This is a genomic window from Variovorax sp. J22P240 (assembly GCF_030316855.1).
In the GTDB taxonomy this organism is placed as follows: domain Bacteria; phylum Pseudomonadota; class Gammaproteobacteria; order Burkholderiales; family Burkholderiaceae_C; genus Variovorax.
The window spans coordinates 263,578-284,227 of the sequence record NZ_JASZYR010000004.1; the positions used below are offsets into that span (position 1 = coordinate 263,578).

Genomic DNA, 20,650 nt, shown 5'->3' on the forward strand with positions numbered 1-20,650 from the left:
CCGGGATTCATTGCAAGCCCATCGCCTGCCGGGCGATCCAGTTCTTGACGAGCCGCGTGCGGTCGAAGCCGCGCATGCCCCAGTTGCGCAGCGCCGGCAGGGGGTCGGCGCTGTGTGCGAAGAGTTGTTGCAGACCGTCGGTGGCCAGGCTCATCGACAGCACGTCGGTGCGGCGCGCCCGTTCGTAGCGTCGCAGCAGGCGCGCATCGCCGACGCTGCGCCAGTAGTCGCGCGACTTGATCACGTCGGCCAGGGCCGCGGCGTCGGCCAGGCCGAGATTCAGGCCTTGGCCGGCGAGCGGATGCACGGTGTGCGCCGCGTCACCCGCCAGGGCCCAGGCGGAGCCGTCTGCGAAATGGCCCGTCCAGCGGTTGGCGATGGCACGCTGCAGCGGCCACGCGGCGCGCTCGCTGGTCAGCTTGAGGGCGCCGAACGCATGGTGGGTCGCCTCGGTCAGCGAGGTATTGAATTCTTCGGCGCTTTGCGCGAGGAGGGCGGGTGCGCGAAGTTGGTCGACTGACCACACGAGTGCCATTGGGCGGTCGAGCTCGGCAGGTGCGTCCGCGGGACGATGGACGTCGCCGAGTGGCAACAGCGCCAGCACTTCGCCCTTGTCGTTGAACCACTGGCGGGCCGTGCCGTCGTGCGGCGTCTCGGCTTCGACCCGCGCGGCGATTGCATGCTGCGGGTAGCGGGTGACTTCGTAGCTCACGCCCAGCGCTTCGCGGGTGGCACTCATGCGGCCTTCGCAGACCACGGTCAGCGGTGCCGGAACGGGGGCGGTCACGACTTCGATGCGAGGCTGGAAACGCACGGCGTCGCTCAATCGTTGTTCGAGGGCCGGCACGTCGACGATCCAGGCCAGGGCCTCGACCTTCTGCCGCGCGGCGTTGAACTGCACCCGGCCGCCTTCGTCGCCGTGCACCAGCATTTCGCGCACCGGAGTCGCGTGCGCGGCATCAGGCCAGGCGCGCAGGGATTCGAGCAGCGTCCTGGAGGCGGCATTGAGCGCATAGGCCCGGACGTCCTGCCCGTTCGACGCGCTGGCGGGCGCTACCAGCGCCACGCGCACGCGCTCGCGCGCCAGCAGCAGCGCCAGCGTGCGTCCGACGATGCCGGCGCCGCGAATGCAAACCTCGGGGGGAAGAGCCATCGCGGCATTGTAGGAGGAGCATTCGCCATCGGCGGCGTGCTGGACAATCGCGGTTCTTGAAAAGGAACCGATCCGTGAATGCTCCCGTTTTCGACCTCGAGGCGACGATCGCGCGCCTGTTCGTCTACCCGATCAAATCCTGCGCCGGCGTCGAGGTGAACGAGACCTTGCTGATCGAAACCGGCCTGGAATTCGACCGCGCCTGGATGGTGGTCGACAGCGCTGGCGAATTCGTCACCCAGCGCGAACTGCCCCGTATGGCGCTGATCCGGCCGCTGCTCAAGCATTCCGAGATGATCCTGCGTGCGCCGGGCATGCTGGCGCTGCACATCGCCTTCGATCGCGTCGAGGAGCCGGTGCGCGTGCGCGTCTGGAAGGACGAGGTGGCCGCCTATGACATGGGCGACATTGCGGCGCAGTGGTTCAGCGACTTCCTTTCGGAGCCCGGACAGCCACGCCAACTCCGGCTGGTGCGCTTCGACCCCGAGCAGCAGCGCCTGTCGAGCCTGAAGTGGACCGGCGGCGTCGAAGCGCCGAACCAGTTTGCCGACGGGTATCCGCTGTTGGTGGCCAGCGAAGGTTCACTGGCCGAGCTCAATGCCAGACTGGTGGCGGCCGGCCATGGGGCCGTCGGAATCGAGCGCTTCAGGCCCAACGTGGTGCTCGCCGGCATCGAGGCGCATGACGAGGATCGCGTCGACACGCTGCACATCACGACCGCCGAAGGCGAGGTCAGCCTGCGACCGGTCAAGCCCTGCGTTCGCTGCCCTATCCCCGACATCGACCCGGCGACCGGCACGAGCAGCCCCGAGGTCGGCGACATGCTGCGGACGTACCGGTCCGATCCGCGCGTCGACGGCGCCATCACCTTCGGGATGAACGCGATCGTGCTGAAGGGCGTCGAACATGCGCTCAGGGTGGGGCAACCCGTGGGCGCCAACCTGCGCTTCGAATGACGCAGTAGCCCCGGAATCAGGGCGCGAAAGGCCGGGCGCCTAAAATCACCGGTTCCCCCCAAGATTTCTGAAAGCACCCGCCATGAGCCTCCAGTGCGGCATCGTCGGCCTGCCCAACGTCGGCAAGTCCACCCTCTTCAACGCGTTGACCAAGGCAGGCATCGCGGCCGAGAACTATCCCTTCTGCACCATCGAGCCGAACGTCGGCGTGGTCGAGGTGCCTGACGCGCGCCTGGCGGCGCTGGCCGAGATCGTGAAACCGGAGCGCGTGGTGCCGGCCATCGTCGAGTTCGTCGACATCGCCGGCCTGGTGGCCGGTGCCAGTCAGGGCGAAGGATTGGGCAACCAATTCCTCGCGCACATCCGCGAGACGGACGCGATCGTGAACGTCGTGCGCTGCTTCGAGGACGACAACGTCATCCACGTGGCCGGCAAGGTTGACCCGATTTCCGACATCGAAGTGATCCAGACCGAGCTCTGTCTGGCCGACTTGTCGACGGTCGAGAAGGCTTTGCACCGCCACACCAAGACGGCCCGTTCGGGCGACAAGGAAGCGATCAAGCTGGTGGCCCTGCTTGAGAAGTGCCAAGCCGCGCTGAACGAGAACAAGCCGGTGCGCGCCATCGAGTTCAGCAAGGAAGACAAGCCGCTGATCAAGCAGTTCTCGCTGATCACCGCCAAGCCGGCGATGTTTGTCGGCAACGTCGCCGAAGATGGTTTCGAGAACAACCCTTTCCTCGATCGTCTGCGCGAATACGCTGCGGCGCAGAACGCGCCCGTCGTCGCCATCTGCGCCAAGATCGAAGCCGAACTGGCCGACATGGACGATGAAGACCGGAAGATGTTCCTGGCCGAGATCGGCCAGGAAGAGCCGGGCCTGAACCGCCTGATCCGTGCGGCCTACACCCTGCTTGGCCTGCAGACCTACTTCACGGCCGGCGTCAAGGAAGTGCGCGCCTGGACCATCCACATCGGTGACACCGGCCCGCAGGCTGCCGGCGTGATCCACACCGATTTCGAGAAGGGCTACATCCGTGCCCAGACCATCGCCTTCAACGACTTCATCACGTACAAGGGCGAGCAGGGCGCCAAGGATGCCGGCAAGATGCGCGCGGAAGGCAAGGAATACGTCGTCAAGGATGGCGATGTGATGAACTTCCTGTTCAGTTCCTGAGCCACCGAGCGCCCGGGCATTCATGATCACCGTCCACCACCTGAACAACTCGCGCTCGCAACGCGTGTTGTGGCTGCTCGAAGAACTCGAGATTCCCTACGAGATCGTCCATTACCAGCGCGATCCGAAGACGATGCTGGCGCCGCCCACCTTGCGTGCAGTGCATCCGTTGGGAAAGTCGCCGGTGGTGACGACCGACGACGGGCTCACGCTCGCTGAATCGGGCGCGATCCTGGAGACGGTGATCGAGCGCTATGGCAACGGCCGTCTCGCACCCGCTGCAGGATCGTCCGAAGCCTTGCGCTACCGCTACTGGATTCACTATGCCGAAGGCTCGGCCATGCCGCCGCTCTTGATGAAACTGGTGTTCGACCGGATCGAGAAGTCGAAGATGCCGTTCTTCGCCAAGCCGATCGCACGGTCCATCGCGGCCAAGGCCAAGGCCGGGTTCGTCACGCCGAACATCACGAGCCACCTCGACTTCATGGAAGGCGAACTCGGCAAGAGCGAATGGTTTGCGGGCGAGGCGTTCACCGGCGCGGACATTCAGATGAGTTTTCCGGTGGAAGCCGCTGCGACGCGCGGCGGGCTCGATGCTTCGCGGCCCCGCTTGATGGCGTATCTCCAGCGCATCCATGCGCGGCCGGCCTATCAGCGTGCACTGGAGCGTGGCGGGCCGTACGGCCTGTTGAAATGAGCCGATCCTAGTTGTTGGGCCATATATAGAGAAGCGCGACCGTCATCGTCACGTAGCGCGCGAATTTGCCGATCGCCATGTAGAACAGGCAGGGCCAGAACGGAAGTTTCAGCCATCCGGCGACTGCACAGAGCGGATCGCCGACGACAGGCAGCCAAGCCAACAGGCAGGCTTTGGGCCCCAGCTTTTCGAGCCAGGTCAGCACACGCAGATGATGCTTGGAGTGCGAATACTTGTCGGCCACCTTGTGCGCGCCGTAGCCCATCCACCAGTCGACGGCGCCACCCAAGGTGTTGCCGAATGTGGCCACGAAGATGGCCGGCCAGAACATCTCGGGGTTGAGCTTGAGCAGTCCGAACAGCACCGGCTCGGAGCCGACCGGCAAAAGAGTTGCCGACACGAAAGCGGCGATGAATACCGTGCTCAGCCCGTATTGCGGCAGCGCGAGCAGCGCGAGAAGTGAGTCGAGCCAGGCTTGCATGTGCGCTGGAGTATAGAAAGGCAACTGCCCCCTGGCGTGTAGGTGCAAGTACGGCCCTCGGGTGTCGCGAACCTGCCTTTCTCTTGTGGGCCGAGTGCAAATCGTTTCAGCCGACACATCGTGGCGCCGCTACAATCGTGCCTCATTTTTCAGCAGCCCAGCGCTCGCCCCCTTTCTCTCCATGACCCTGCAAATCGGCAACATAGCGCTGGAAAATCGCCTGTTCGTCGCGCCCATGGCTGGCGTCACGGACCGGCCCTTCCGCATGCTCTGTCGCGAACTCGGCGCGGGGTATGCGGTCAGCGAGATGGTCACTTCGCGCAAGGAGCTGTGGGGCACGCTCAAGACTTCGCGGCGCGCCAATCACGACGGCGAGCCCGGCCCCATTTCGGTGCAGATCGCAGGAACCGACGCGGACATGATGTCCGAGGCCGCGCAATACAACATCGAGCGCGGCGCGCAGATCATCGACATCAACATGGGTTGCCCCGCCAAGAAGGTCTGCAACAAGTGGGCCGGATCGGCGTTGATGCGCGACGAGCCGCTGGCGCTCGAGATCGTCGAGGCGGTGGTGACGGCTGCCGCGCCGCACCAGGTGCCGGTGACGCTCAAGATGCGCACGGGCTGGAGCGAGGACCATCGCAACGCCGTCACCCTGGCGCGGCGCTTCGAGCAGGCTGGTGTGCAGATGCTCACCGTCCACGGCCGCACGCGCGAGCAGGGCTACAAGGGCTTTGCCGAGTACGACACCATCGCCGCCGTGAAGGCTGCGGTGCGAATTCCGGTTGTTGCCAACGGCGACATCACTTCACCCGAGAAAGCACGCGATGTGCTGGCACTCACTGGCGCTGACGCGGTCATGGTGGGCCGCGCCGCGCAGGGGAGGCCATGGATCTTTCGCGAGATCGCGCACTTCCTCGCCACAGGCACGCATCTGGCCCCGCCCCTGGTGGTCGAGGTGCGGCGCCTGATGCTCGACCATCTGCGAGAGCACTACGCCCTTTACGGCGACTACAGCGGCGTGCGCACGGCGCGCAAGCACATCGGCTGGTACGTGCGCGCGTTGCCCGGCGGCGAAGCGTTCCGTGGCGCCATGAACGCCATTGAGGACTGCGATGAGCAACTGCGAGCGGTGGCCGGATTCTTCGACACGCTGGCGACGCGGATGGACCGCATTCCGCACGCCTCGGATGCGGTCGAGCCATCCGACGAACATGCCGCCGACGCCCTGGCGTAGAAAGAGCAGAACAAGAGGAGAAGAAGAGAAGGCCATGAGCAAGAAACACATCGAAGACTGCGTACGCAGCAGCCTGGACAGTTATTTCCGCGACCTCCGCGGTACCGAGCCCGACGGCATGTACGACATGCTCGTGCGCGTCGTCGAGAAACCGCTGCTCGACGTCGTGATGACGCGCGCCGAGGGCAATCAATCCAAGGCCGCGCAATGGCTCGGCCTGAACCGCAACACGCTGCGCAAGAAGCTGGTCGAACACAAACTGCTGAAGTAACTCCTGATGAACGCACTGATCTCCGTTTCCGACAAGACCGGCATCCTCGAATTCGCACAGGCCCTGCATGCGCTGGGCATCAAGCTGCTGTCCACGGGCGGCACCGCCAAGCTCCTGGCCGACGCCGGCCTGCCCGTGACCGAAGTGGCCGAACTCACCAGCTTCCCCGAGATGCTCGACGGTCGTGTCAAGACGCTGCACCCCAAGGTGCACGGCGGCCTGCTGGCGCGCCGTGACCTGCCGGCCCACATGGCGGCGCTGAAGGAGCACGGCATCGACACCATCGACCTGCTGGTCGTGAACCTCTATCCCTTCGAAGCCACGGTCGCCAAGCCCGGCTGCACGCTGGAAGACGCCATCGAGAACATCGACATCGGCGGCCCGGCCATGGTCCGCAGCGCAGCAAAGAACTGGAAGGACGTCGGCGTGCTGACCGATGCTGCGCAATACCCGCAGGCACTCGCCGAACTCAAGGCCGACGGCAAGCTCAGCGACAAGACCAAGTTCGCCTTCTCGGTCGCTGCGTTCAACCGCATCAGCCAATACGACGGCGCGATCAGCGACTACCTCTCCCGCATCCAGGAAGACGGCACGCATGCTCTGTTCCCGGCGCAAAGCAACGGCCGCTTCGTCAAGCTGCAGGACTTGCGTTATGGCGAGAACCCGCACCAGCAGGCCGCGTTCTATCGCGACCTGTACCCCGCGCCCGGATCGCTGGTGACGGCGACGCAGCTCCAGGGCAAGGAACTCAGCTACAACAACATCGCCGACGCGGACGCGGCCTGGGAATGCGTGAAGAGCTTCGACACGGCGGCCTGCGTGATCGTGAAGCATGCCAATCCTTGCGGTGTCGCGACCGGCAAGGATGCGCTGCAGGCCTACAGCAAGGCTTTCAAGACCGATCCGACCTCGGCCTTCGGCGGCATCATCGCCTTCAACCGTCCGCTGGACCGCGCTGCGGCTGAAGCGGTGAGCAAGCAATTCGTCGAAGTGCTGATGGCGCCCGGCTATGCGCCCGAAGCGCTCGAAGTGTTCAAGAGCAAGGTCAACGTGCGCATCCTCCAGATCGCGCTGCCGCCCGGCGGCGAGACCGACTGGGACAACGGCCGCAATGCGATGGACGTCAAGCGCATCGGATCGGGCCTGCTCATGCAGACGGCCGACAACCGCGAGCTTTCGATCGACGAACTCAAGATCGTCAGCAAGAAGCAGCCGACGCCGCAGCAGCTGCAGGATCTCCTGTTCGCGTGGAAGGTCGCGAAGTTCGTCAAGAGCAACGCGATCGTGTTCTGTGCGGACGGCATGACGATGGGTGTCGGGGCTGGCCAGATGAGCCGGCTCGATTCGGCGCGCATCGCGAGTATCAAGGCGCAGCACGCGGGCTTGTCGCTGTCGGGCACGGCAGTCGCGAGCGACGCGTTCTTCCCGTTCCGAGATGGGCTGGACGTGGTGGTCGATGCCGGCGCCACGTCGGTGATCCAGCCGGGTGGCTCGATGCGCGACCAGGAAGTGATCGACGCTGCCGACGAACGTGGCGTGGTGATGGTGCTTTCAGGCGTCCGTCACTTCAGACATTGAGCTAGCTGCCATCGGAGAACCGGTACTTCAGCTGAAAGCTGATGGCGCCGTAGAGGCGGTTCTTGATGGTGGGGACGATCGCAATGTTCAGTCCCCAGTGCTTTCCTTCGATCGCCGCGGTCGGGATCAGGGCAGGGAACCAGCCGCCGTTGTTGCTCCTCTGGTAGCCGTCGAAGCCCCCCACCACGGCGCCGAGCTTCACGCCGTGGAACTCGAAGGGCATGACGTAGAGGCCGACGTAGTGCGAGCGGTCGCGATCGCTGTTGCGAAAGGCGCCGGCCGTGAGCGCGAAGGTCTTGTCGATCGGCCACTCGATGCCGATGCCTGGATTGAAGTCTTCCAGCCCCTTGTTCCGATCGAAGTGCAGCGAATAGAAACCGGGATTGATCCAGACCTGGCTGACGTCGACCTGCGCCGAGGCCAAGGCAGGCAGGAGCAGGCTCGCGCTTGCCAGGAGGAGCGACGGCAGCTTCATTGGCGCTAGAGCGTCTTGAAGATCTGGCGGGCAGCTTCGATCGTGGCTGCGACGTCTTCCTCGCTGTGGGCTGCGCTCACGAAGCCCGCTTCATACAGCGCCGGCGCGATGTAGACGCCGCGGTCCAGCAGGCCGTGAAACAGGCTGTTGAACTTCGCGCCGTCGCTCTTCATCACGGCCGGATAGTTCTGCGGCAGCGCGTCGAGCAGGAAGAAGCCGAACATGCCGCCTTCGCTGTCGGAACTGAAGGGGACGCCTTCGGCCACTGCCGCGGCTTTCAGTCCATCTGCGAGAGAAAGCGTCTTTTTCGACAGAGCTTCGTAGAAGCCGGGCTTTGCGATCTCCTTCAGGGTCGCGAGGCCGCAGGCAGTCGCGACCGGATTGCCCGACAGCGTTCCTGCCTGGTAGACCGGCCCTTGCGGCGCGAGTTGTTCCATGATCGCGCGCGGTCCGCCGAAGGCTGCGAGCGGCATGCCGCCACCGATCACCTTGCCAAGCACCGTGAGGTCCGGCGTGATGCCCAGCACGCCCTGCGCGCCGCGCAGGCCGACACGGAATCCGGTCATGACCTCGTCGAACACCAGCAGCGCACCATGCTGAGTGCAAAGCTCGCGGCAGCGCTTGGCGAAGGCGGCGCTCGCACGCACGAAATTCATGTTGCCCGCGATCGCTTCGATCATCAGGCAGGCAATCTCGTGCCCATGCAGCGCGAACGCTTCTTCGAGTTGCGTCAGGTTGTTGTATTCGAGAACCAGCGTGTGCTGCACGACTTCCGGCGGCACGCCGGCCGACGTCGGATTGCCGAAGGTCGCGAGGCCCGAGCCCGCCTTGACCAGCAGCGCGTCGGCATGCCCGTGATAGCAGCCTTCGAACTTGATGATGTACTTGCGTCCGGTCGCGCCACGCGCGAGGCGCAGTGCGCTCATCGCAGCTTCCGTGCCGGAACTCACCAGCCGCACCATCTCCATCGACGGCACCAGCGCGAGGATGGCCTCGGCAAGCTCGATCTCGCGCTCCGTGGGGGCGCCAAACGAAAAGCCTTCGGTCACTGCACGCTGCACCGCTTCGACCACTGCGGGATGCCCGTGGCCCAGAATCATCGGCCCCCACGAGCCGATGTAGTCGATGTATCGCTTGTCCGCCGCATCCCAGAAGTAGGCCCCCTGCGCGCGCTTGACGAAGCGCGGCGTGCCCCCGACAGCCTTGAAGGCGCGAACGGGCGAATTGACACCCCCGGGAATTACTGCGCGTGCGCGTTCGAAGAGGGTGTCGTTCTGGTCCATGTTGATCATTGCATCGAGGAGTGGTCGGTATTCAAGTCGGGAGGGCCGCCGGGCCCGGCCGCCCGTAGCGGCCGGCCCGCCCCCGGTCAGGGGGTAGGCGAAGCGACACGCAGTGCGCGCAGCCTGGGGGCGAGCCTAATGCCTCGTGTCGTGCGGCGGCAAGGCAAAGTCGGTCGGAGATGCAGGGTCGCCATTGTCCTCGTCCTCTTCGTCTTCCGGCTGCGCCCAGAACAGGCGATCGGGCAGGACATGGCCCATGCCGGGGCGGAAGCCTGCATCCAGGCAGCGGTCCATGTAGCTCAGCGCCTCGCTGGTGGCGGCGACGAGATCGGTGCCGCTGGCGAGTAACGCGGCCAGCGCGGCGGACAGCGTGTCGCCAGCGCCCGCGAACACCGCGTCGAGCCGTTCGTACTTCTCGCTCGCGAGCACCGACTGCGGCGATGCCAGCACGTTGTCGATGAACTGGTCGGGCAGCACGAGCCCGGTGACCAGCGTGTACGGCACGCCGAACTCACCCGCGGCCTTCGCGATGTCGCGTGCGGTGGGAGGGCGCTCGCCGCTCCAGTCGGGCAGCAGCCAGCGCCACAGCGTACTGTGGTTGCCGACCAGCACGGTCGTCTGCGGCAGCACGAGTTCGCGAAACGCGTCGTGGTAGGCCTCGATCTGGCTGTCTTCCCACCACGAGAGGTTGGGCATGTACGCGACGACGGGAACCTCAGAGTAGTCGGTCGTGGTCTCGGCCACGGTGCTCAAGACTTCCGGAGAGCCCACGAAGCCGATCTTGATGAGCTGAACCTCGACGTCTTCGAGAATCGAGCGCGCCTGCTCGGCGACGGCTTCCTCGTCGAACGCGAAGTGATCGAAGATTTCCGCGGTGTCCCGCGCGTAGGCGCCGGTCACGACAGCCAGCATGTGGGCCCCGACCGAGGCCATGGCCAGCGCGTCGCCGCCCAATCCGCCGGCGCCGCTCGGGTCGCTGGCATTGAAGACCAGCACGCAGGGTGGGTTCAAATCGCCTTCTGCAGTGTCTTCGTCGTTCGAGGGGTCGTTAAGATCGCTCACTTTGTGATCGTGCTCTGTTGGTAGTAAAGAAGTGTTCATGGCCAATCAGGGCTCACCAGATGGTGGCATATCTGAGACGATTCTCACGGACTTTGAGATACGTTTGGATACGATCGTTGCATTTGATGAACAGGGACTTTAAGCTGCGATGAATACGAAAACCTGGATGTGCCTGATTTGTGGGTGGATCTATGACGAATCGGTCGGCGTGCCGGAAGATGGTATTGCTGCCGGTACGGCATGGGCTGATGTTCCGATGAACTGGACCTGCCCCGAGTGCGGTGCGCGCAAGGAAGACTTCGAAATGGTTGAGATCTGAAGCATGGCATAGGGCCGCGCTTCCTGCGCTCCTGAAGGGGGCGCAGCGGTCGTCAAGGTGTCACAAGAGGAGCGGTGCGAAATGAGCGCGAATGGATCCGGTTACAAGGTGCTCGTCATCGACGACAGCAACACCATTCGGCGCAGCGCCGAGATCTTCCTCAAGCAGGGCGGTCATGAAGTCCTGCTGGCCGAGGACGGCTTCGATGCGCTGTCCAAGGTCAACGACCACAAGCCGCATCTGATTTTCTGCGACATCCTGATGCCTCGCCTCGACGGCTATCAGACCTGCGCGATCATCAAGCGCAACTCTCATTTTTCCAATGTGCCTGTCGTGATGCTCTCGTCGAAGGACGGCGTGTTCGACAAGGCGCGCGGCCGTATGGTCGGCTCGCAGGATTACCTCACCAAACCTTTCACCAAAGACCAACTGCTCCATGCCGTGCAGCAGTTCGGCATCGTTCAGGAAGCGCAGTAAATGGCTATTCGCAAAGTGCTCGTGGTCGACGACTCGAAGACCGAACTGGTCTTCCTGACCGATCTCCTCCAGAAGAACGGCTTCTCGGTGAAGACCGCCGAGAACGCCGACGACGCAATGCGTCGTCTCGAGGAAGAGCAGCCCGATCTCATCCTGATGGACGTCGTGATGCCCGGCCAGAACGGCTTCCAGCTCACGCGCGCCATCGCCCGCCATCCGCAGTACGCGGCGGTGCCGATCATTCTGTGCACGAGCAAGAACCAGGAAACCGATCGCGTCTGGGGCATGCGGCAAGGTGCCCGCGACTACATCGTCAAGCCCGTCAACGCGGCCGAGCTGATGGCAAAGATCAGCGCGCTGGCCTGATCTCGCAAGTCCTCCATCCATGGCCAACCGCGACGCTCTCCGCGCTTTCCAGTCCCGGCTCGCCAGTCGCCTCCAGGCGGCGCGCACCTCGGGCGTTTCCGCATCGTGGCTTGCCGTCGAGGCGGGCGACGCGAACTACCTGTTCCCGCTCGGGCACGCGGGCGAAATCTTTCCTTGGATGCCCCCGCAGCCCGTGCCTTACACCGAGCCCTGGTTTCTCGGCGTGGCCAATCTGCGCGGCGGGCTGTACGGCGTCGTGCAGCTCTCGACCTTCGCCTCCGGCGCCGCAACGCCACCCGCGGTGAGCGAGACGGCGCGTGCGCAGTCCCGGCTGGTGGCGCTCAACGAATTGCTCGAAGTCAACTGCGCATTGCTGATCGACCGGCTGGTCGGCTTGCGCGGCGTGGACGCCTTCGTTGCATCGCAGGCCCCGGCCAGCGATGCTCCGGCGTGGTTCGGACACGCCTACACCGATGCGGCAGGAGGGCGCTGGCAGGAGATCAACCTGCAGGCGCTTTCGCAGCAACCCCAATTTTTGAGCATCGGCGCCTGAGTGGGCCGCTTTGCACACAACCTGAAGGACCGACCGTGAGCTCGATCGCCGACAAGTTCAAGAAACTCCTGCCCGTGAGCGGCAACAGCGTGTCAGTGAGCGCCGATAGCGCCGCCGCACTCACGCTGGAAAATATCGATACCTTGCAGACTCCCGAGGAGAAGACCGTGCTCATACGTAGGGATGCCGCTCCCGAGCCAACCGGCCTGTCGGCCGATACCGATGCAGGCGACGCGGCCGCTGCGGGTCAGGATCCGGAGCAAGCCGTCCAGGCCGAGGCTTCCAGCACCGCGCCGGGTTCGTCGCGCGGCTCCCGCACAAGACGCTCGCAGCGCTCGAATCCCGCGCGCCAGCAGCGGATCCTCGCGATGGCCTTGGCGGGCGTGGTGCTCTTGCTGCTGCTGGTCGCCGGCTCCGCCATCCTGCGCGCCGAACGGCTGGCGCAACAGGTGGCTGCCACCGGTCAGTCGCTCATGCAGTCGCAACGGCTCGCCAAGTCGGTGTCGCAGGCGCTGGTCGGCAACGTCGCGGCATTCGCCGAGGTCAAGGACAGCTCGGACGACCTGACGCGCCGCGTGCAAGGTCTCTCGAACGGCGACGACGCGCTCAAGCTGGAGCGCGTGGGCACCCAGTACGACATGGAGCTCGGCAAGATCACCCCGCTGGTCGAGCGTGCCGACAAGAGTGCCAAGGCCGTGCTGGCCCAGCAGCAGATCCTGACGCAGGTCGGCAACGCGCTGCGCGACATCAATCGCCAGTCTTCGGACCTGCTCGAAATGACCGAGACCGTGGCCTCGCTCAAGATGCAGCAGAACGCCACTCTGCCCGAGATTTCCGCCGCGGGTCAACTGGTGATGCTGACGCAGCGCATTGGCAAGTCGGCCAACGAGTTCCTCACCGTCGAAGGCGTGAGCCCCGACGCGGTGTTCCTGCTCGGCAAGGACCTGAACACCTTCCAGGAAGTCACGCGCGGCCTGCTCGACGGCAGCGCCCAGCAACGCCTGCCCGGCACACGGGACGCCCAGACGCGCCAGCAACTCGATGCCATCCTGAAGACCTACGAACAGACGCGCACACAAGCCGGCGCCATCCTGGGCAACCTCCAGGGCCTGGTCGCCGCGCGCGAAGCGCAAGCCGCCATCCTGGCCGACAGCGAACCGCTGCGCACCTCTCTCGGCGACCTGCAGGAAAAACTCTCCGCACGCACCGGGCTGGGTGCCGGCACGGTGGTGATGCTGTTCGTGCTGTCGCTCGCCGCCCTGGCACTCGCCGGCGCGATCGGTTTCGTGCAGGTGCGCGAAGGCCGCGAACGTGCCGCGGCAGCCGAGCGCGACCGCGTCGAGGCCGAGCGTGTGTCCGAGGACGCCAGCCGCGTCAACGCCGCCAACCAGGCCGCGATCTTGCGCCTGATGAACGAACTGCAAACCGTCGCTGAAGGCGACCTGACGCAGGAAGCCACCGTGACCGAGGACATCACCGGCGCCATCGCCGACTCGGTCAACTACACGGTGGAAGAACTGCGCCTGCTGGTGGGCAACGTGCAGAACACGGCAACCCGCGTGGCGCAGACGACGTCGCAGGTCGAAAGCACCTCGACCGAACTGCTCGCCGCATCCACCGAGCAGCTGCGCGAAATTCGCGAAACCGGCCAGTCGGTGCTGACGATGGCGGAGCGAATCAACGGCGTGTCCTCGCAAGCGCAGGAATCGGCCACGGTGGCGCGCCAGTCGCTGCAAGCCGCTTCGTCGGGCCTGCAGGCGGTGCAGAACGCGATCGGCGGCATGAACTCCATTCGCGACCAGATCCAGGAAACCTCCAAGCGGATCAAGCGCCTGGGCGAGTCCTCGCAGGAGATCGGCGAAATCACCGAACTGATCTCGGACATTACCGAACAGACCAACGTGCTGGCGCTCAACGCCGCCATCCAGGCGGCATCCGCCGGTGAAGCCGGTCGCGGCTTCTCGGTGGTGGCGGAAGAAGTGCAGCGACTGGCCGAGCGTTCCGCAGACGCCACGCGCCAGATCTCGGCACTCGTGAAGGCCATTCAGACCGACACGCAGGATGCGGTCGGCGCCATGGAGCGCTCTACGCAGGGTGTGGTGGAAGGGGCCAAGCTCTCCGACAACGCCGGTACCGCGCTCTCCGAGATCGACCGCGTGTCGCGCCGCCTCGCGGAGCTGATCGAGCAGATTTCGCAATCCGCCTCCCGCGAAGCCGATTCGGCCAACGTCGTGGCCGCCAACATCCAGCACATTTTTGCCGTGACCGAGCAGACCGGCGAAGGTACGCGTACCACCGCGCAGCAGGTCCGCGAGCTTTCGCACATGGCCGAGGAGCTGCGTCAGTCCGTGTCTCGTTTCAAGATTGCCTGAACGCCGAGCGCCCAACGTGTCGACCCAAAGCCCTGCCACCGCCCATACCGCCGGCAACGCGCCGGCGACCGAGGATCTTGGGCCGCTGGCCTGGGTGCTCGGAGAAATCCAGAAATCGCTCGACGGTGTGGGCAAGACGTTGCGGCGCTTTGCCCGCGACGCGGCCGCCGCTGCACCGGGCTCCGAGATCGATACCCAGCCGCTGCGCCTCGCGCGACAGCAACTGCATCAGGCCGTGGGCGCCCTTCAGATGGTGGGCCATACGGCACCTGCACTGGTGCTCGGCGCCATGGAGTTCGCAGTCCAGAGCTTCGTCACGGAGCCGCTGCGCTGCACCGACTCCGCAGTCCAGAAGATCGACCGAGCGGGTTTTGCCGTCGCTGACTTCCTGAATGCGTTGATCGTGGGCAAGACGGTCTCGTCGGTCGCGCTCTTCCCGCAGTACCGCGAGGTGCTTGAACTGGTCGGCAATGAACGGGTCCACCCCGCCGACCTGTGGAGCATGACTTGGCGCTGGGTCGAGATCAAACCCGCGCCTACCCAGACCGCGCTGGTATATGACCCCGCCGTCCGCTCGAAGCTCGACCGCGAAGTGCTCAAGGTCGTCAAGAGCGGCGATGACCACGCCGCTCGCCGTCTGCAGGCACTGTGTCTGGGGCTCGGCCGTGGCGCGTCGGTTCCGCGGGTCGCCAGTTTCTGGACGCTCGCGGCCGGCTTCTTCGAGGCCTTGGCGCTGGCGCTGATCCCGACCGACTCGCATGTGAAGCGCGCCGCTTCGCGTGTGCTGCTGCAATACGCCACACTTGCGCGCGGCGACAACACCGTATCCGACCGTCTGGGCCAGGATCTCCTGTTCTTCTGCGCGCAGGCTGTCCCCGGCTCGCGCGACGAGGCCGCCACGCTGCGCGCGGTTCGCGTCGCCTGGGGCGTCGCGAACGAGCAGACTGTCGACTACACGATCGAGCAATTCGGCCGCTTCGACCCAGTGGTGCTCGCACAGGCGCGCAAGCGCATCGAGGCCGCCAAGGAAATGTGGTCGGCGCTCTCGGGCGGCGACGTGAACCGTACGCGGCAGGTGGCCGATACCTTCGCGCAGCTTGGCGAATCGTTGCAGAAGCTGCATCCGCCGAGCACGCCCATGGTGCAGGCGCTGAACAACGCGGTCGACGCGTCGCTGCGCTCCGGCCAGCCGCCGGCGACCGAACTCGCGATGGAAGTCGCGACCTCAGTTCTCTATCTGGAAGCGGCTTTCGAAGACCTCGATCCGCATGATCGTCAGCTGACAGCCCGTACTGTGCAACTCGCCGGCCGGATTGAGCGCGCACGCGAAGGCGGCCGATCGGAGCCGCTCGAGCCGTGGATGGAGGAGCTCTACCGCCGCGTGAGCGATCGCCAGACGATGGGCACCGTGGTCGGCGAACTGCGCAGCCACCTCAGCGAACTCGAAAAGTCGCTGGACCAGTTCTTCCGCCGGCCCACCGAAAAGGGCTTGCTGCGCACCGTGCCGAGCCAACTGCTGCAAATGCGCGGCGTGTTCTCCGTGCTCGGACTGGACCAGGCGGCCCAGACCGTGCAGCGCATGCGCGAGAACGTCGACCAGCTGCTGGCCGAAGAATCTCCCGCCGACGAAATCCAGGCCTTCGATTCGCTCGGCAACAACCTGGGTGCGCTGGGCTTCCTGATCGACATGCTCAGCTACCAGCCTGCGCTGGCCAAGCGGTTGTTCGTGTTCGATGCCGAACTCGGCGAACTCAAGCCTCTCATGGGCCGCCAGGCCAGCGACGCCAGCTTGCCCGAGGCGGTCGCGCCGGTGTCGTTCGCGTCGGCTTCCGGGCCTGTCGCCGTTACCGACACGGTGCTGAGCGTCGAGGAAGTCGATGCGCAGATCGCGGCCAAGCTTGCCGCGCTGGCGGGGCCTGGCACGCGCAAGACACCGCCGTCGCCGATCGAGGAATTCAGCCGTGCAACTGCGAGCTGGACCGCGAAGATCACCGGCCCGGCGCCGCTGGAAGGTTTGCCCGACACCGAGGTGACGGAACTCGAGGAAGACGACCTCCAGAACATCTTCCTGGACGAAGCTCGCGAAGTGCTCCACAACGGCCTCGCCGCTGTGTCTGCGCTCGGTTCGCGGCCGGACGACAGCGGCGAACTGACCGTGCTGCGCCGCGCCTTCCACACGCTCAAGGGCAGTTCCCGCATGGTCGGGCTCATGGACTTCGGCGAAGCCGCCTGGTCGTTCGAGCAGGTGCTGAATACCTGGCTCGCCGATCAGCGCCCCGCCACGCCCGAATTGCTCACAGGCACGCGCACGGCGCTGCAAGACTTCGCGAAGTGGGTCGAAGCCATCGCCGCCAGCGAGCCGCATAGCTGGCAATCGGCCCCGTTCCGCGCGATCGCCGAGGCCTTGCGCACCGGCGAACCGCTCGCGCCGGCTCCGGCCCCCGTCGCCGATGCCGACACCCTGGTGGCCGCCGCCCGTCACATCGCAGCAGAATCGGCGGTCGAAGCGTCGCCGGCGCCCGCCGCGCCGTTGCCGCTTCCGGAGATGCCGGACCTTCCCGACCTGGATCTGGAATCCGAGCCCGTTGCATTCGAAGAGCCGGCCGAGGACGAGAAGCCCGCTGCATCGCAGGTCGAGGAAACGACCGTCTGGCTGGGTTTCGACCGGCCCGCCGCGCACCAGGAAGCCGAGCCGGAGGCTCGGCGCGAGGAAGAACCTGGAAGCGACGATGGCTTTGCGTCGACCGACTTCCTCGATTTCGACGCCAAGCCCGCGGCCCCGCCTGCAGATCCGCAGGTCATGGATGAACTCGAGGACGTCGATTTCCTGGAGACGGTGCATACCTCGCTCGAGCCCGCGTTCGCCGCGCGTGCCGTGCAGCCGGAGCGCGAACCGGAACCGACGCCGGCAACCGCTACCGATGCCGAGATCGAAGCCATGTTCGAGGTGCCCGCACCCGAGGTGGCCGAGGTTGCGCAACCTGCGGAAGAACTCGCGTTCGAACTGACGCTGGCGCCGGAAGCTTCGGCCGAACCGGAAGCCGTTGCCGCACCCGTGCCCGCCGTCGAGCCGGAAGCTCAAGCACTCGCACCCGCACCGGAAGTGGTGGCGGAAGTGCCGGTCGAAGCGACCGTCGAACCGGTCGCTGAAGCGAATGAAGCGCCGGCTGCAGTGGCATCGACCGAAGCCGAAGCCGAACGGGCGGCGGCGGCACCGAGTGCCGAAGAGCAAGTCAAGGTGATCGGCCCGCTGCGGATCGGCATCGCGCTCTACAACGTCTATCTGAACGAAGCCGACGAGTGGTCGAGGCAGCTCGCCACCGAAATCGGCGAATGGGCGCTCGAATCGCATGAGCGCGTTCCCGACTCGATGATCGGCCTGGCCCATTCGCTGGCCGGCAGCTCGGCGACTGTCGGCTTCCAGAGCCTGTCGAACATGGCGCGCCTGTTCGAGGCTGCGCTGCAGCATCTCCAGATGCAGGGCCGCGGAACGCCGGAGCAGGGCGTCGTGCTCGTCGTGGCGGCCGAGGAATTGCGGCGCCTGCTGCATCAGTTCGCCGCCGGCTTCCTGCGCGAGCCCGCCGAGGAAACACTCCAGGCGCTGCGAGAAGTCGCTGCCTCTCAATTGCCCGTCGAGCCCGTCGAAGGCCGGCTGGTGACCTTCCATGTGCCGCGCGACGCGATGGCCGACGTGGCGCTCGACGACTCCGAGGACGCGGTCGACGTGACCGACGCGGTCGACGTCGACCTGTTCCCGATCTTCGAGGAAGAGGCCGCCGAACTGCTGCCTCAACTGGGCGCCGCGCTGCGAGAGTGGTCGCAGCATCCGGAGAACACGGGTCCGCGCTCCTCCACCTTGCGCACGCTGCACACGCTGAAGGGCAGTGCGCGGCTGGCCGGTGCGATGCGCCTCGGCGAGCGCGCGCACCGCATGGAGTCCGACATCGAATCGCTCGGCTCCGAGGGCGCCGACCGGAAGTCGATCGAACAACTGCTCACGCGCTTCGACGCACTGCAGGCCACCTTCGATGCGCTGCGCGCTGCCGATGACGCGGTCCAGACCGAACTGGTGCAGCGTGCAACCGCCGCAACGTCCGCGCCCAAGCCGGTCGAACTGCCCACGCCCGTCGAAACCCCTGCGAGCGAGAAGGCAGAAGCCGCCCCCGCCGACGAACCCGTCGTGGAACGCAGCGCGGTCGCCTTGCCTTCGCCGTCGGCCCTCACACCGCTGCGCGCCATTTCGAACCAGGCCGTGCGCATCCGCACCCACCTGCTCGATCGCCTGGTCGCGCAGGCCGGCGAGGTGATCATCACGCGCTCGCGGCTCGAAGCCGAACTGGGCCAGTTGCGCAGTTCGCTCGGCGACCTGACCGGCAACCTGGATCGCTTGCGCCAGCAATTGCGCGACATCGAAGTCCAGGCCGAAAGCCAGATGCAGTCGCGCCTTGCACAGGCGAAGGATTCGCAGCAAGGCTTCGATCCGCTCGAGTTCGACCGTTTCACGCGCGTGCAGGAACTCACCCGCATGATGGCCGAGTCGGTCAACGACGTGGCGACCGTGCAGCGCACGCTCCAGAAGACGGTGCAGGCGACGGAAGACGACCTGAGCGCCCAGGCCCGCCAGACCCGCGAATTGCAGCGCGGTTTGCTGCGCACGCGCATGGTCGAGTTCGAGGGCATTTCCGAACGCCTCTACCGCGTCGTGCGGCAGGCCTCGAAAGACACCGGCAAGCAGGTGCGCCTGGATATCACCGGCGGGTCGATCGAAATGGACCGTGGCGTGCTGGACCGCATGACGCCAGCCTTCGAGCACCTGCTGCGCAACTGCGTGGCGCATGGCATCGAGGACGCGGCGGTGCGCGAGAAAGCCGGCAAGGATTCGAGCGGCCTGATAGCCATTGAACTGCACCACGAAGGCAACGACGTCTCTGTCAGCTTCCGTGACGACGGCGCCGGATTGAACTTCGAGCGCATCGCCTCGCGGGCTGTGGCGCTCGGCTTGATCCCCGAAGGCAAGCAACTCAGCCCCGCCGAAGCTGCTGAACTGATCTTCCAGCCCGGCTTCTCCACGGCGGAGCAGGTCTCCGAACTGGCCGGCCGCGGCATCGGCATGGACGTGGTGCGCGCGGAAGTCGCGGCGCTCGGCGGCCGGATCGAAACGAACAGCCAGCCTGGCCAAGGCACCGTCTTCAAGCTGGTGCTGCCGCTGACGACCGCCGTGACGCACGTGGTCATGCTGCGTGCAGGGGCCGTGTCGATCGGCGTGCCTTCCAGCCTGGTCGAACTGGTCTTGCGTGCCGGGGCTTCCGATCTTGAATCGGCCTACCTCAACCAGCGCTACGCCTTCGGCGGCGAGCAGGTCCCGTTCTACTGGGCGGGGGCGTTGCTCCAGTCCACCGCAGGCAGCGAACGCGCGCCGGGCAAGGCCAACACGATCGTCATCGTGCGAAGCGCCGCACAGCGCGTCGCGCTGCACGTGGATGAAGTCCTGGGCAACCAGGAAGTCGTGGTCAAGAACCTCGGGCCGCAGCTCTCCCACCTGCCCGGCATGGCCGCCATCTCGGTGCTGGCCTCCGGCGCGGTGGCGCTCATCTACAACCCGGTGGCGCTGGCCGCGGTGCATGGCGAGAAGGCGCGCGAGCTTCAGGCAACTCGCAGCCGCCAGGCCGCGACGAAGGACATCGGCGGCGCAGAGCCGACCCGGCAGGCGCCGCAAGCGGTGCCGCAGGTTCCGCTGGTGCTGGTGGTGGACGACTCGATCACGGTGCGGCGCGTCACGCAGCGTCTGCTGCAGCGCGAAGGCTACCGCGTCGCGCTGGCGGCCGACGGCCTGCAGGCGCTCGAGCGGCTCCAGCAGGAGCGGCCGGCCGTCGTGCTGTCGGACATCGAGATGCCCCGCATGGATGGATTCGACCTTGCCCGCAACATCCGCGCGGACGAGTCGCTGGCCGACCTGCCGATCATCATGATCACCTCGCGCATCGCCGAGAAGCACCACGACCATGCGCGCGCGCTGGGCGTGAATCACTACCTCGGCAAGCCGTATTCGGAAGAGGAACTGCTGCGGTTGGTGCGCAGCTACACGGGCGTCGAAGTGCCTGTGGCGCTGGTTGCTTAAGCACGCCCCCAGGCTTGTGCTTGGAGCACACCCCCAGGCTTGCTCACTTCGTGTAGCCGCCCACCCCCTTGCAGGGGG

General features: G+C 65.8%; 17 protein-coding genes. 12 read left to right on the forward strand and 5 right to left on the reverse strand.

Annotated features, from left to right (window positions below; all coding sequences use genetic code 11):
* Window positions 1-7: 7 nt before the first annotated feature.
* Window positions 8-1,153 carry an FAD-dependent monooxygenase gene (locus QTI24_RS13775; protein ID WP_286601154.1) on the reverse strand — a complete coding sequence of 382 codons (1,146 nt, stop codon included), beginning with the start codon at window positions 1,151-1,153 and terminating at the stop codon, window positions 8-10.
* A gap of 74 nt (window positions 1,154-1,227) precedes the next feature.
* Between QTI24_RS13775 and QTI24_RS13780 the strand changes: the two genes are divergently transcribed.
* The 3 genes from QTI24_RS13780 to QTI24_RS13790 all read left to right on the forward strand — a co-directional run bounded on the left by QTI24_RS13780 (window position 1,228) and on the right by QTI24_RS13790 (window position 3,980).
* Entirely contained in the window at window positions 1,228-2,109 is an 882-nt protein-coding gene (locus tag QTI24_RS13780; protein WP_286601155.1) for an MOSC domain-containing protein, read from the forward strand.
* Window positions 2,110-2,191: 82 nt separating this feature from the next.
* Window positions 2,192-3,283, forward strand: coding sequence for a redox-regulated ATPase YchF (gene ychF / locus QTI24_RS13785; RefSeq protein WP_286601156.1), 1,092 nt, complete (start codon window positions 2,192-2,194; stop codon window positions 3,281-3,283).
* Between the two features lie 22 nt (window positions 3,284-3,305).
* Window positions 3,306-3,980, forward strand: coding sequence for a glutathione S-transferase (locus QTI24_RS13790; RefSeq protein WP_286601157.1), 675 nt, complete (start codon window positions 3,306-3,308; stop codon window positions 3,978-3,980).
* Between the two features lie 7 nt (window positions 3,981-3,987).
* Here the strand turns inward: QTI24_RS13790 and QTI24_RS13795 are convergent, their stop codons facing one another.
* Entirely contained in the window at window positions 3,988-4,461 is a 474-nt protein-coding gene (locus tag QTI24_RS13795) for a YqaA family protein (RefSeq protein WP_286601158.1), read from the reverse strand.
* 181 nt (window positions 4,462-4,642) lie between these two features.
* Here QTI24_RS13795 and dusB point away from each other — a divergent pair, with 181 nt between their 5' ends.
* Genes dusB through purH form a run of 3 tightly spaced genes read left to right on the forward strand, consistent with a single transcriptional unit; the run spans window position 4,643 to window position 7,547 of the window.
* Window positions 4,643-5,698 (forward strand): tRNA dihydrouridine synthase DusB, encoded by a 1,056-nt coding sequence (gene dusB, locus QTI24_RS13800; RefSeq protein WP_286601159.1) that lies wholly within the window; start codon window positions 4,643-4,645, stop codon window positions 5,696-5,698.
* Between the two features lie 34 nt (window positions 5,699-5,732).
* Window positions 5,733-5,969 (forward strand): Fis family transcriptional regulator, encoded by a 237-nt coding sequence (locus QTI24_RS13805; protein ID WP_068683508.1) that lies wholly within the window; start codon window positions 5,733-5,735, stop codon window positions 5,967-5,969.
* 6 nt (window positions 5,970-5,975) lie between these two features.
* A complete protein-coding gene (gene purH / locus QTI24_RS13810) occupies window positions 5,976-7,547 on the forward strand; it encodes a bifunctional phosphoribosylaminoimidazolecarboxamide formyltransferase/IMP cyclohydrolase (protein ID WP_286601161.1) in 1,572 nt (523 codons plus the stop codon).
* A gap of 1 nt (window position 7,548) precedes the next feature.
* Here the strand turns inward: purH and QTI24_RS13815 are convergent, their stop codons facing one another.
* The 3 genes from QTI24_RS13815 to thiD all read right to left on the reverse strand — a co-directional run bounded on the left by QTI24_RS13815 (window position 7,549) and on the right by thiD (window position 10,406).
* Entirely contained in the window at window positions 7,549-8,022 is a 474-nt protein-coding gene (locus tag QTI24_RS13815) for a hypothetical protein (protein WP_286601162.1), read from the reverse strand.
* A gap of 5 nt (window positions 8,023-8,027) precedes the next feature.
* Entirely contained in the window at window positions 8,028-9,314 is a 1,287-nt protein-coding gene (hemL, locus tag QTI24_RS13820; protein WP_286601164.1) for a glutamate-1-semialdehyde 2,1-aminomutase, read from the reverse strand.
* 126 nt (window positions 9,315-9,440) lie between these two features.
* Window positions 9,441-10,406, reverse strand: a complete 966-nt coding sequence (thiD, locus tag QTI24_RS13825) for a bifunctional hydroxymethylpyrimidine kinase/phosphomethylpyrimidine kinase (protein WP_286601165.1) — start codon at window positions 10,404-10,406, stop codon at window positions 9,441-9,443.
* Window positions 10,407-10,515: 109 nt separating this feature from the next.
* Between thiD and QTI24_RS13830 the strand changes: the two genes are divergently transcribed.
* From QTI24_RS13830 to QTI24_RS13855, 6 genes are all read left to right on the forward strand, one after another.
* Complete coding sequence (locus QTI24_RS13830; protein ID WP_081781356.1) at window positions 10,516-10,686, forward strand: rubredoxin; 171 nt, start codon at window positions 10,516-10,518, stop codon at window positions 10,684-10,686.
* An 81-nt stretch (window positions 10,687-10,767) separates the two neighbouring features.
* Window positions 10,768-11,163, forward strand: coding sequence for a response regulator (locus tag QTI24_RS13835; protein WP_286567888.1), 396 nt, complete (start codon window positions 10,768-10,770; stop codon window positions 11,161-11,163).
* Window positions 11,164-11,529 carry a response regulator transcription factor gene (locus QTI24_RS13840; RefSeq protein ID WP_286601167.1) on the forward strand — a complete coding sequence of 122 codons (366 nt, stop codon included), beginning with the start codon at window positions 11,164-11,166 and terminating at the stop codon, window positions 11,527-11,529.
* A gap of 19 nt (window positions 11,530-11,548) precedes the next feature.
* Window positions 11,549-12,082, forward strand: a complete 534-nt coding sequence (locus tag QTI24_RS13845; RefSeq protein WP_286601169.1) for a chemotaxis protein CheW — start codon at window positions 11,549-11,551, stop codon at window positions 12,080-12,082.
* Between the two features lie 35 nt (window positions 12,083-12,117).
* A complete protein-coding gene (locus tag QTI24_RS13850) occupies window positions 12,118-14,454 on the forward strand; it encodes a methyl-accepting chemotaxis protein (protein ID WP_286601170.1) in 2,337 nt (778 codons plus the stop codon).
* 16 nt (window positions 14,455-14,470) lie between these two features.
* On the forward strand, window positions 14,471-20,572 hold the full coding sequence (locus tag QTI24_RS13855) for a hybrid sensor histidine kinase/response regulator (protein ID WP_286601171.1): 6,102 nt from the start codon (window positions 14,471-14,473) through the stop codon (window positions 20,570-20,572).
* The last annotated feature ends 78 nt before the right edge of the window (window positions 20,573-20,650 follow it).